Genomic DNA, 12,238 nt, shown 5'->3' on the forward strand with positions numbered 1-12,238 from the left:
TGCCGGTGACCGTCATGCGCAGCGCACGCCGCGTGCTACGCCCGGCACGGCGGGTCGTCCGCCGCTGGCAGGCGCGGCTCGGGCAACCGGCAGTGCTACTGTACACACCTTCTGTAACCGCCCTGGATCTGCGCGTAATTGCGGATATTGGTCGCAAAAAGGGCGACGGTGAACTGGTGTCCGCCACGCTGCTGCGGATGGTCCAGCTCGGCGTCGCCGCCGAGGCCGAGCAGCGGCAGGTCCGCCGTACCGCCGCCGGGCCACCGGTCGCGGCCGCGCCCGCGACCGCCGCCGGTGCGGCGGCCGACGGCTCGGATGCCACCGGCACGGCGATCGACGGCGGGACCCAGCTCGTCCTCCGTCGATCCGACCCGCACGCCCCTGTACGCGCCAGCGTCGGTGCACCCGGCACCAGCGACGACGGCACGGCCCTGGACTACTGGCGGCCGGCCTGGAACGGCCTGCCGCCACTGCTCGCCGACCAGCTGGCGGCCAGCGTCCTCACCCGACTCGCCGTGATCCACCAGGTCACCGCGATCCACGCCGTCGACCCGGCCAGCGTGGCGTTGGCCATCGCCATCGCCGACGGCATGGCTGCCGACACCCGGTACGGTGAGCAGCCGTGATTATCCCGTGGCGGCGGGGCACCGTCGCCGGACACCTGACCGACGACGCGCTGTCCGCACTCACCGCGGCGAACTGGGCCGATGCCACCCGGCCACCGGTCGCCTGGCTGCACTGGCCGGTCGACCTGGCCAACCCGTACCAGTCGCTGATCTACAGTCGGTTTCCGGCACACAACCTGGTGCCGATCCGGGTACGCCGCCTCGACCAGCTCGACACCCTGCTGCCGGCACTGCCGGACGGCGTCGCCCGGGTGCTGCACGTGCACTGGCTCTACGCCGTCACCGCCGGCAGCCGCACCGCGCGGGCCGCCGAGGCCGCCGTCGACCGCTTCGCCGCCGCCCTCGACGACCTCCGTGACCAGGGCGTACGCCTGGTCTGGACGGTGCACAACGTGTTGCCGCACGAGACCGTGCACCGGGCGGCGGAGACCCGGCTGCGACAGGTGATGCTCGCCGCCGCCGACGTGGTGCACCTGATGCACGACAGCCACCTCGACCGGCTGCGCGAGGCGTTCGGAGCGGCGCCCCGACAGGTGGTGGTCGCCCCGCACCCGACCTTCGTCGGCGCGTACCCGGACTGGGTGGACCGCGTGTCCGCCCGCAGCCACCTCGGCATCCCGCTCGGTGCCCGGGTCCTGGTCACCTTCGGGCAGGTGCGCCCGTACAAGGGGCACGGCGACTTCCTCGACGTCCTCGACGCGGCCGTGCGGCTCGACCCGCGCCTGCGCTGGCTGGTCGCCGGCAAGGTACGCGAGGAGGCCGGCGGTCCGGAGTTCATGCGCCGCGCCGCCGACCATCCGGCGGTGATCTTCCACCCGGGATTCGTGCCCGACTCCGACGTGCAGTACTACCTGCGCGCCGCCGACGCCGCCGTCTACCCGTACCGTTCCTCGCTGAACTCCGGGGCGTTGGCGCTGACCGCCGGGTTCGAGCTGCCGGCGTACGTCTCGACCGGCACCACGGTCGGCGGGCTGATGCCGGACGCCGCGCTGCACCGCTTCGACCTGACCGACCCGGATTCCACGGCCAAGACGATCGCCGACACGATCGGTGGTGGCTGGACCGACGCCCGGCCGGTCCGGGACGCGATCCGGGACCACGTCGGAGCCTTGGCTCCGGCGCGGGTCAGTGACCGGTTCGCCGCCGACCTGCGCCGCCACCTCGATCCGCTGGCCGGAGCCTGATCCGTGCCACCTGCTACCGGGTGACGGGTCGGGGTTCGCGCCACATCGGCCAGATCGGCGGCCCGTCGGGCAGCCGGATCGGACCGTGCGCGCGGTAACCGTGCCGCAGGTAGAGGTCCCGGTTGCGCGGGGTCGTCGCCTCCAGGTAGCCCGGCGTGCCGTGTCCGTCCAGATGGCGGTGGTGATGGTGCAGCAGCGCGGTGCCGATCCCGCTGCCCTGCCGCCAGGGCGTCACCGCCAGATACGCCAGGTGCCAGTGCGGCTGCCAGGGATGGTGCGCGGCCAGCAGCCGGCCCAGCGACGCGAAGCGCGGCTGCCACGGTCCGGCGGCGGTGATCAACCGGATCTGGTGTTCACTGACCGTGTCCGGGTCGGCGGCCGTGCGGCGACCCCGTGGATGCCAGATCGCCACTCCGCTGAAATGGCCGGCGACCGGGCTCACGACCGGGCCGGCGACGTAGACCGTGCCGCCGTTGCGGATCGCTTCGACGAGTTCGATCGTGAACAGGGTGCGGAAGACGCGCGAGCGAGCGGAAAGGTCGGCGATCAGCCACTGGGAGACCGGGGCGATCAGGAACGCCTCGGTGAGCAACGTGGCGGCCTGCGGGATGTCGTCCAGGCCAGCGGTACGGATCATGACGGCCGTCGGTTGGGTCGCGGTCATCGGCGGACTCCCTCCGGTCGGGCGGCCCGCGCGCCTGCCGGTCGGGCGGCGCACGGTGCGGTCTGCTGGACGGCCACGGCGGATGAGCCGGGCGTGTGGTGGACGCGTCGCCACCGCCGCCGGATGACAGGACCAATGGTCAAATTACCGACAGTGGAGATCCCAGGCTCCGCCCGAGAACTAGCGTCCGGGCGCTGTCCCTGGTCCACCTCGATAGGTCAGGATGATTGTCCTGCCGCTTACCCCTGCTGTAACGTCCAAAGGAGACATATATGGACAGCAAGCGCTACCGGTATCTCATCGTCGGTGCCGGCCCCGCCGGTCTGCAGTTGAGCTACTACCTCAAGCGCGCCGGAGCGGACTATCTGACGGTGGAGCGGGAAGCCGCCCCGGGCCAGTTCTTTCACCGGTTCCCCCGGCACCGCCGGTTGATCTCCATCAACAAGGTGCACACGGTGAGTGACGATCCCGAGATCAAGCTGCGGTGGGACTGGCATTCGTTGCTCAACGACCACCCTGATCTGCAATTTCCGCGCTACAGCACGGAATACCTGCCGGCCGCCGACGACCTGGTCCGCTACCTCGACGATTTTCAACGCGTGCATGAGCTCAACGTCCGGTACGGGACGACCGTCGAACGGATCGAACGCGTCGCCGACGGTTTCCTGGTGCACGCCGGTGACCAGGTGTGGCAGGCCGAGTGCCTGATCGTGGCGAGTGGCTGGGGCAAGCCGTACGTGCCGGCTATCCCGGGGATCGAACACGCGGTCGGCTACGAGGACATGGCCGTGGACCCGGAGCAATACCGGGGGCAGCGGGTACTGGTGATCGGCAAGGGAAACTCGGCCTTCGAGACCGCGGCGTCGATCTTCGGACACGCCGCGATGGTGCACCTGGCCAGTCGCTATCCGCTGCGCCTGGCCTGGAACACCAAACATCCCGGTGACGTACGGGGGCAGTACGGCGCGTTCCTGGACAGCTACCAGTTCAAGACGCTGCACTCGGTGCTCGACTGCACCATCGACGAGATCACCCCGGTCGACGGGCGGTTCGACGTCCGCATCACGTACACCCACGCCGACGGCGAGACGGACGTGATCGAGTACGACTCGGTGCTGCGCTGCACCGGTTTCCGGATGGACACGTCGATGTTCGATCCGACCTGCCAGCCGGAGATGGTCCGCGACGGCCGGATCCCGGCGCTGCGGCCGGACTGGCAGTCAACCACCGTCGACGACCTCTACTTCGCCGGCACGATCGCCCAGGCCCGCGACGTCCGGCACGCGTCGTCGCCGTTCATCGACGGATTCCGGTACAACCTGCGGACCTTCACCGCGCTACTGCGGGAACGCTACGACGGTGTCCCGCTGCCGTACGACATGGTGTCGGCCGACCCGGCCGCCCTGACGTCGTTGATCCTCGACCGGCTTAACTGGAGCTCGGCGTTGTGGACCCAGTTCGAATACCTCTGCGACGTGCTGGTGTTCGACGAGGCCACCGGGCGGTTCCACCACTACGTCGACCTGCCGGAGGACTACGCGGTGACCCGCTTCCGGGACGAGGCGCACTACTACACCGTCGGACTGCGCTGGGGGCGGGACGACTACCGGGACGTGTTCGCCGTCGAACGGCACCCGAGCCCTGACCGGGCCGCCGAAAGCGCGTTCATCCATCCCGTCATCCGCCGCTACCAGGGTGACCGGTTGATCGCCGAGCAGCATCTGTTGGAGGATCTGCTGGCCGAGTGGCGTCGCCCGGACCGGCACGTCGAACCCCTGCTCGCGTTCCTGGAAAAGGACCTGAGCGGCTGACCCGGATCACCGCCGGACCATCACCTCGTCCAGCGGTTTACGGGTCAGCCTCGGCACCCGCGCACCGGGTGCCGGGTAGCCGACCGGCATCACCACGCAGGCGCGCTCCTCCGGCGGCCGTTGGCACACCTCGTTGAGGAAACGCATCGGGCTCGGCGTGTGGGTCAGGGTGGCGAGCCCGGCCTGGTGCAGCGTCGCGATCAGCAGGCCGATCGCGATCCCCACCGACTCCTTCACGTAGTACGGCTTCGGCGTGCTCGGACCCTGATGCACCTCGAACACGACGATCACCACCGGAGCCGTCTCCAGGAAGGGCTTCCGCCAGTCGGTGCCGAGTGGCGCGAGCGCGTCCAGCCACTCGCCGGATGCCCGGCGTTGGTAGAACTCGCGCTCCTCGGCTTCGGCGGCCAGCCGCAGCCGGCGCTTGCGCTCCGGGTCGCGGATCGTGACGAACCGCCAGGGCTGCAGGTTGGCGCCGCTGGGGGCGCTGGCCGCCGCCCGTACCGCCGCCTCGATCACCGCCTCGGGGACCGGGTCGGCGGAGAAATCCCGCACCGACCGTCGGGTCGCCATCCGTTCGGCGAACCGGTGCGCGGTCCGAACCATCGCCGGTTCGGGCATCCGATCGTCCGGTACGGGGACAGTCGGCAGAGCTGTCGGCTTCGCGGCGACCTGCTCCATGGGGGACCATCCTCTCCCGGCCCGCACGGGCGCCCCTCCAGAGTCGCCCGCCGCCCCCCGGAACCTCTTACGCGTACGTGCTCATTGGCTGCTGTCGCTGCGTCTGCTCGACCAGATGGTCGACGATCCCGGCCAACCCGTCCGGCCCGGTGGCGGCCCGGCGTTGCCGGCTGGCACCGTCAGCGTCGACCGCCAGCCGCCGCAGCCAGCTCTCCACCCGTACCAGGTCATCGAGCTCGACCAGGGCGGGCCGGGCGATCCGCAGGAGTCGGTCGGCGAGGGTCGCCGCCGGCACGAGCCGACCGGTGGTGACGTCGATCCCGCTGCCGGCGAACCCGTCGCGGGCGGCCCGCCAGTAGGCGGCCCGCATCAGCTCCGCTGAGATCTCCGGCCCGGGGTCGCCCCGGTCGACCGCCCGGTCGGCGACGATCACCAGCGCGCGGACCAGTGCGGCGAAGGCGGCCGACTCGTCGGCTGTCATCGGCACGTCGGCCACCCGGACCTCCAGGGTCGGTTGGTGGGCGCAGAGCCGGATGTCCCAGAACAGGGTGCCCACGTCGACCAGTGTCCCGGCGTCGAGCAGCGTGGCGACGAGCTGGTCGTAGTGCGCCGCGTCGCGCATTCGCGGCGGAGGCCCGGCCACCGGCCACTGTCCCCAGGTGACCGTCCGCCAACTGGCGTAACCGGTGTCCCGTCCGTCCCAGTAGGGCGAGTTGGCGGTGAGTGCGATGAGGACCGGAAGGTGCGGTCGCAGGTGATTGCTGACCAGCACCGCGCGGTCCCGATCCGGAAGTTCGACATGTACGTGGACGGCGCAGATGCCCAGATCATCGTGCAGGCCGCGAAACGTCGCGGTGCCTTGGTCCTGGCGGGGACCGGTGGTGATCGGTGGGGGAAAGACCTGACCGAGCACCGGGGAGCCGGTGGCGACGATCCGCAGCCTTTCGGCCGTCGCCGCCGTGGCGAGCGCCGATCGACCCTGAACGAGCTGGGTGTGCAGCGCGGCCGTGGTGTGACAGGGGAGAGTCCTGGCTTCGACCTGCAGCTTGGTGATCTCACCGCCGACGCGGGCACCGAGTTCGTCGACGGCCCGGCTGATCACCGGCGCGGCGAGGGGGACAACCGCCCGGGTCACCGGATCGACGACGAGGAACTCCTCTTCGACGCCGAACCGTACGTCAGAACTGTCGTCCGCCATGCCGGCACCGTCCCGCAGTCGCGTTACGACGGCCGCCAACGCGCGGCGTCACCCCATGCTAGGCGATCGACCGGATGCTCGGCGATCGACTGACGCCGGAAGGTGCCGTCGATGGGGCCGCCGCCAGGATCCGGTCGACGAGCCTCGCCAGCAACGCCGCCCGATCCGGCATCTGACTGATGTCGACGTACTCGCTGCGGGCGTGCGACCCGCCACCGACACCGCCGAGGCCGTCGAGAGTAGGCACGCCGAGCGCGGCGGTGAGGTTGGCGTCCGACACGCCGGCGGCGCGGGCGCCGCCGGGCGGCGGCAGGCCGAGGTCACGCGCGGCGGCCCGGGCCTGCTGGAACAGGCCCATCGCCCGCTGCGGCGCCATCGGGTATCGGCCGACTTCCTGACGCACGCTGAGCGTGGCATCCGACAAGTGCGGTTGCAGAGTACGGATCGCCCGGTCGATCCGGTCCAGTTCGGCGTCGGTCCAGGCCCGTACGTCGACGGCCAGGCTGGCCGCCGCCGGCACCGTGTTGGTGGTGGTGCCGGCGCTGATCACCGTCGGTGTGACCGTGGTGCCGGCGGCCGGATCGTTCATCGCGCGCAGGACCAGCACCTGGTGTGCCGCCTCGACGGTGGCGTTCACGCCAAGGTGTGGCTCGACCCCGGCATGGGCGGCGCGGCCGTCGACGGTCAGCCGGTACAACGCGCCGCCCTTGCGGGCGATCTTGAGCCGGCCGTCGGGGGTGCTCGGCTCGCCGACCAGGACCGTGCCGGAACGCCGCGCCTGGTCGACGATCAGATCCCGCGACGTCGCCGAACCGGTCTCCTCGTCGCAGGTGAGCAGCATTCCGACTCGCGCCGTGCTGGCCATCAGCTTCAGCGCGGTGAACATCTGGACGATGCCTGCCTTCATGTCGCAGACCCCGGGCCCGGTGGCGATGGTGCCGTTGACGCTGAACGGCCAGTCCGCCGTCGTGCCCGCCGGCCACACCGTGTCGAAATGGCCGAGCAGCAGGATCTGCTGGTCGTCTGCCTCCCACAACAGGTGCGGCGATCCGTCGCGGACCACTCGACGGGCCGGCCGCCCGAGCACCTCTTCGCCCCAGCGGGACAGCAGGTCCGCGCAGCGGGTGAGATGACGCAGCGAGCCGGGCGGTGATTCGTGCCCGACCAGCTCGCCGAGCATCTCCACCATCCTGGTGGACTGGTCCCGCGCTGCGCGCATCGGCGGTGTGGGTCGTGGCATCGGTGCCTCCCGGGCTCGGCCGGCAGGGGCTTCCGGCGCGGACGCTTCCCTCACGGTCGCATCGCGTCAGGCCGATGTCTTCCGTCATCCTGCCGTCGCGTTCCGTACCGGCGACGGGGCCGGGCGTCGGGCTGGCCATCGACAGCTATCCTCGACGACATGTCGAGCCCGACGCCAGCTACGACGAGCCCGACGCCGGGAACGAGTTTGGACCGCCGACTGGAGTGGGCCTCGCCCGAGGTGAGAGCCGACATCGTCCGACAGGTCCGGCCGCTGCGGACCCGGCAACGCAGCCGGTCCGTCGCCGTACGGGCGGTGGTGCTGGCCTACGCCTTCACCTGGCTGCCGGCCTTCCTCGTGTTCGCGGTCGCGACCGTCGTCGCGCCGTCCCTGACCGACGGGGCCAGCGTCGCGGCGACCGCCTTGTGGGCCCTGCAGTTCGCCACCCTGATCGCGATCTCCGCGATCGTCACGGCGTTGCGCAGCCTCCGCGCGGCCGAGCCCGACGAGGTCGACGCGGACACGTCGACTCGCCGGACTCTGCTGCGCCTCGTGGGCGGCCTGGCGCTCAGCGGCCTGTTCGCCGGACTGGTGCTGGCGGTTCAGGGGCTGTCGGTCGGCCAGATCGCGGTGCTGGCGGGGGTGCTCGCCGCCGTACTGCATCTGCTGCCGTTGATCGCGGCCCGGCTGCTGGCCAGGGCCGCGTCACGCCGGCTCGACCGGTAGCCACAGCTCGCAGGTGGCGGTGCTGAAGTCGGCGGCGCGGTCGAGCACGGCGACCATCGACGGACCGGGCCGCAGCCGCCACGGATTGGACGGGAACCACTCGGTCGCGGTCGCGGCCCAGGCGGCCTGCAGCGTCTGCGGGTGCGGTCCGGCGGTGCGGAAGACCGCCCACCGGCCGGCCGCCACCTCGATGACGTCCAAGTCGGCGGGGACCGGGGTGTCCGCGCTGATCGCCACCCCGTGCAGGTAGGTCAGCTCGCTGCCCTCGGCGCTGTCGGGGTCGACGTCGTCGCTGACCTGGAGCAGACCGGCCGGTTCGGTGTCGGCGAGAGCCTTGAGCCGGTCGTGCTCCTGGGCCGGCAGCGCGGCGACGTGCTGCTGGATGTGCGGGTTGACACCGTGGTGGATCAGCGGAACCCGGGCCGCGTGTCCGATGAGCCGGAACGCGGGGCGGTCGACGATACGGGTGTCCATGGAAATGCTCCCTTCGACGGTCAGGCGGAACCTGAGCTGCGGTTGACTGCGAAGGGGGCCACCGTCTCGCCGTACGTCGCTCGGACCGGCGCCGTGGACCGAGCGGAAGGCGCGACCGAACGCCTCCGTCGAGCCGTACCCGTGCCGGACCGCGATGCTGAGCAGGTCGTCCTCGCCGCGCACCACGGCGGCGGCGGCGATGGTCATCCGGCGGCGGCGGACGTACTCCGACAGCGGCATCCCGGCCAAGGACGAGAACATCCGGCGCAGGTGGTACGCGGTCGTGCCGACCGTGGCGGCCAACGTCTCGACGTCGAGTTCCGCCGTGAGGCGCTCCTCGACGAGGTCGACCAGCTGATTGAGTGCCGAGATCATGTGGCTTCCCTTCTGCTGTCGACCAGCCTGGCAGGAAGCGGTCTGCTCGCACCCGACCTCAGCGGTCCGATCCGATCATCCTGATCGCGGCGGTGGGGCGAAGAATGGCGGGAGTCAGCACCGCCATTCTTAATGTATAGCCGACCCGGGGCCTTGTGGCAAGACCCGGTCCGCCCCGCAGAATGTCCCAGTCGAAATCGGCGTCACACTCGACTGGGGGATTTCTGTGTACGACGTGATCATTGTCGGTGCCGGGCCGACCGGCGTCATGCTCGCCGGTGAACTGCGGCTGCACGGCGTACGCGTGCTGGTGCTGGAGAAGGAGACCGAGCCGACCCGGCAGGTCCGGTCGCTGGGACTGCACGTCCGCAGCATCGAGATAATGGACCAACGTGGGCTGCTGGAACGATTCCTCGCGCACGGCCAGCGATATCCGTACAGCGGTTTCGCCGGAATCGACACACCCGCGCCCGCCAACCTCGACACCGCCCACGGATACGTACTCGGCATTCCGCAGCCCGTCACCGAGCGCCTGTTGACCGAGCACGCCGTACAGGTGGGTGCCGAGATCCGGCGCGGCAGCCGACTGGTCGGGCTGACCCAGGACGCCGACCATGTGACCGCCGAACTCGCCGACGGGACCCGGATACGGGCGCGCTATCTCGTCGGCTGTGACGGCGGGCGCAGCACCGTACGCACGCTGCTCGGGGTCGAGTTTCCCGGCGAGCCCAGCAGGGTCGAGACGCTGCTCGGCGAGATGGAGATCGGCGTACCGCCGGAGAGCGTCGCCGCCGTGGTGGCCGAGGTCCGGGTGACGGAAAAACGGTTCGGGGTCGGACCCGTCGGCGGCGGGGTGTACCGGGTCGTGGTGCCCGCCGCCGGCGTGGCCACCGACCGTAGCGTCGCCCCGACCATCGAGGAGTTCGCCCGGCAGCTGCGGGCGATCGCCGGTACGGACTTCGGCGTGCACTCACCGCGTTGGCTGTCCCGCTTCGGCGACGCCACCCGGCTGGCGCGACGCTACCGGGTCGGTCGAGTGCTGCTGGCCGGCGACGCCGCGCACGTCCACCCGCCGCTCGGCGGCCAGGGCCTCAACCTCGGCATCCAGGACGCGGTCAACCTCGGCTGGAAGCTGGCCGCCGAGCTCGCCGGCTGGGCACCGGACGGCCTGCTGGACAGCTACCACTCCGAACGGCATCCGGTCGCCGCCGACGTGCTGGACAACACCCGCGCGCAACAGGAACTGCTGTCCACCGAGCCCGGGCCACAGGCGGTACGCCGGCTGCTCGCCGAACTGATGGACATCGAGGAGGTCAACCGTCGCCTGCTCGAGAAGGTCACCGCTATCGGGGTCCGCTACGACCTCGGCGCCGGCCACGACCTGCTGGGCCGGCGGCTGCGGGACGTGCGGCTGACCCGGGGCCGCCTGTACGAGACGATGCGCGGCGGCCGTGGTCTGCTGCTCGACCAGACCGGTCGGCTGTCGGTGGCCGGCTGGGCGGACCGGGTGGACCACCTCGTCGACGTCAGCGGGGAGCTGGATGTGCCCGCCGTACTGCTGCGGCCGGACGGCCACATGGCGTGGGTCGGGGACGACCAGCGGGAGTTGTTGCGGCACCTGCCCCGATGGTTCGGCACCGCGGTCAGCCCGCCCGCCCGGTAGCGGCGCCGGCTCCGGCGTCGTCAGCTTGGCCTGCGTCGCCAGCCTGGCCGGCGGCGGCCGCGTAGCGGCGGGCCAGCAGCGCGAAAGCGGCGGCGAGCTCGGGCGGCCCGACGACCTCGACGTCGGCGTCGAACAGGCCGACGGCCGCCGCCAGACCCGGCCACGACCACGAGCCGAGGGTCAGCCGGCAGCGGTCCGGGCCGAGCTCCTCCACGATCCCGTCGCGGGCGAACGGCGACACCTGGGCGGCGGGAAGGTGGAGGATCACCTCGCCCCGGCACGGCCACTCACGGCCGCCACGGAATCGGTCGGTGATGAACGCGGTGACGCTTCGGCCAGGCAGCTCACGTGGGGCGAAGCGCGGCCCGGTCGGGGTGCGTGGACGGATCCGGTCGATGCGGAAGGTACGCCAGTCGGCGCGGTCGAGATCCCAGGCGACCAGGTACCACCGTCCCGCCCAGGTGACCAGATGGTGCGGCTCGACCCGGCGGGGCGCGGCCGGCGTACCGCTGTGGGGTGCCGGCGTACCGCTGTCGGGTGCCGGCGGCGACTCGGACCGGTAGTCGAACCGGACGATCTCCCGGGCGTGCGTGGCCGCGCTCAACGCCAGTAACACGTCCCGGTCGACCTGCGCCGCCGCCGGCCGCTCGACGGCGGTGACCGCCACGGTGTCGATCCGGTGCCGCAGCCGGGCCGGCATCACCTGCCGTACGGTGTGCAGCGCCCGAGCCGCCGCCTCGTCGAAGCCGGCACCGGCACCTCCCGTGGCAGCGATCCGCAACGCGACGGCGAGCGCGACCGCCTGATCGTCGTCGAACAGCAACGGCGGCAGGTGCGCGCCGGCACCGAGCCGGTACCCGCCGTCCGGGCCTTTGACAGCGGTGATCGGGTAGCCGAGTTCGCGCAGGCGGTCGACGTCGCGGCGCACCGTACGCGGGCTGACCCGTAGGCGTTGCGCCAGCAGCGAGCCCGGCCAGTCCCGGCGGCTCTGCAGCAGTGACAGCAGCGCCAGCAGCCGTCCTGACGTCGTCGACATGTCGCCATCCTGTCTGCCGTACGGAAATCCCATCCTGCCGTAGTAGCGGACAGATCCTGTCCGCTTGCCTTGCGAGGGTTGCCAGCGCGTCCGACGACCGCGTCGCGACGACCCGTACAAGCGCAAGGAGCGATCATGTCCGTGACCACCACCACCCACCTGAACTTCCGTGGCGACGCCGGTGCCGCGCTGGAGTTCTACCACTCGGTCTTCGGCGGTCACCGCGCCGTGATCACCTACGCCGACGCCGGCAACGTCCAGGACGAGGCCGAGGCCGACCAGGTGATGTGGGGCCAGGTGCTGGCCGACGGCGGCTTTCACGTCATGGCGTACGACGTGCCGGCGCGGCTGCCGTACGACCGGGGTGTCAACTCCTTCTTCGTCTCGTTGCGGGGCGAGACGGTCGAGGAGGTGACCGGCTACTGGGACAAGCTCGCCGAGGGAGCGACCGTCGTGGTCCCGATCGGCCCGGCCGGCTGGGCACCCGCGTACGGGATGCTGCGGGACCGCTTCGGCGTCGTCTGGGTCGTCGACGCCGCCGAGCCAGCGGCGGCCTGACC

Annotated in this window: 12 protein-coding genes; 6 read left to right on the forward strand and 6 right to left on the reverse strand. The window is 71.3% G+C overall.

Annotated features, from left to right (window positions below):
* Positions 1–176 precede the first annotated feature (176 nt).
* Both O7632_RS05120 and O7632_RS05125 read left to right on the forward strand, forming a co-directional pair.
* The gene (locus tag O7632_RS05120) at positions 177–626 is read left to right on the forward strand and encodes a hypothetical protein (protein ID WP_278111837.1); all 450 of its coding nucleotides are present in this window, start codon (positions 177–179) and stop codon (positions 624–626) included.
* Positions 623–1,810: a glycosyltransferase gene (locus tag O7632_RS05125; RefSeq protein WP_278111839.1), complete on the forward strand. Its 1,188-nt coding sequence runs from the start codon at positions 623–625 to the stop codon at positions 1,808–1,810. The genes O7632_RS05120 and O7632_RS05125 overlap by 4 nt, the downstream gene beginning before the upstream one ends.
* A 13-nt stretch (positions 1,811–1,823) precedes the next feature.
* On the opposite strand, the gene O7632_RS05130 is transcribed toward O7632_RS05125, so the two are convergent.
* The gene (locus tag O7632_RS05130; protein ID WP_278111841.1) at positions 1,824–2,474 is read right to left on the reverse strand and encodes a GNAT family N-acetyltransferase; all 651 of its coding nucleotides are present in this window, start codon (positions 2,472–2,474) and stop codon (positions 1,824–1,826) included.
* Between the two features lie 272 nt (positions 2,475–2,746).
* Between O7632_RS05130 and O7632_RS05135 the strand changes: the two genes are divergently transcribed.
* Entirely contained in the window at positions 2,747–4,285 is a 1,539-nt protein-coding gene (locus O7632_RS05135; RefSeq protein WP_278111843.1) for an NAD(P)-binding domain-containing protein, read from the forward strand.
* A gap of 6 nt (positions 4,286–4,291) precedes the next feature.
* On the opposite strand, the gene O7632_RS05140 is transcribed toward O7632_RS05135, so the two are convergent.
* From O7632_RS05140 to O7632_RS05150, 3 genes are all read right to left on the reverse strand, one after another.
* The gene (locus tag O7632_RS05140; protein WP_278119847.1) at positions 4,292–4,906 is read right to left on the reverse strand and encodes a nitroreductase family protein; all 615 of its coding nucleotides are present in this window, start codon (positions 4,904–4,906) and stop codon (positions 4,292–4,294) included.
* A 127-nt stretch (positions 4,907–5,033) separates the two neighbouring features.
* Positions 5,034–6,164 (reverse strand): glutamate--cysteine ligase, encoded by a 1,131-nt coding sequence (locus tag O7632_RS05145; RefSeq protein ID WP_278111844.1) that lies wholly within the window; start codon positions 6,162–6,164, stop codon positions 5,034–5,036.
* A gap of 58 nt (positions 6,165–6,222) precedes the next feature.
* Positions 6,223–7,404 carry a M20 family metallopeptidase gene (locus O7632_RS05150; protein ID WP_278111846.1) on the reverse strand — a complete coding sequence of 394 codons (1,182 nt, stop codon included), beginning with the start codon at positions 7,402–7,404 and terminating at the stop codon, positions 6,223–6,225.
* A 240-nt stretch (positions 7,405–7,644) separates the two neighbouring features.
* On the opposite strand from O7632_RS05150, the gene O7632_RS05155 reads away from it, so the two are divergent.
* The gene (locus O7632_RS05155) at positions 7,645–8,130 is read left to right on the forward strand and encodes a hypothetical protein (protein WP_278111848.1); all 486 of its coding nucleotides are present in this window, start codon (positions 7,645–7,647) and stop codon (positions 8,128–8,130) included.
* Here O7632_RS05155 and O7632_RS05160 read toward each other — a convergent pair.
* Positions 8,110–8,979: an AraC family transcriptional regulator gene (locus O7632_RS05160; protein ID WP_278111850.1), complete on the reverse strand. Its 870-nt coding sequence runs from the start codon at positions 8,977–8,979 to the stop codon at positions 8,110–8,112. The two genes, O7632_RS05155 and O7632_RS05160, sit on opposite strands and share 21 nt — an antisense overlap.
* Positions 8,980–9,205: 226 nt before the next feature.
* On the opposite strand from O7632_RS05160, the gene rox reads away from it, so the two are divergent.
* Positions 9,206–10,642, forward strand: coding sequence for a rifampin monooxygenase (gene rox, locus O7632_RS05165; RefSeq protein ID WP_278111852.1), 1,437 nt, complete (start codon positions 9,206–9,208; stop codon positions 10,640–10,642).
* Here the strand turns inward: rox and O7632_RS05170 are convergent.
* Positions 10,623–11,678 (reverse strand): WYL domain-containing protein, encoded by a 1,056-nt coding sequence (locus tag O7632_RS05170; RefSeq protein WP_278111854.1) that lies wholly within the window; start codon positions 11,676–11,678, stop codon positions 10,623–10,625. The two genes, rox and O7632_RS05170, sit on opposite strands and share 20 nt — an antisense overlap.
* Before the next feature lie 135 nt (positions 11,679–11,813).
* On the opposite strand from O7632_RS05170, the gene O7632_RS05175 reads away from it, so the two are divergent.
* On the forward strand, positions 11,814–12,236 hold the full coding sequence (locus tag O7632_RS05175) for a VOC family protein (protein ID WP_278111856.1): 423 nt from the start codon (positions 11,814–11,816) through the stop codon (positions 12,234–12,236).
* Positions 12,237–12,238: the final 2 nt, after the last annotated feature.

It is taken from the genome of Solwaraspora sp. WMMD406, from assembly GCF_029626025.1.
Classification (GTDB): domain Bacteria; phylum Actinomycetota; class Actinomycetes; order Mycobacteriales; family Micromonosporaceae; genus Micromonospora_E.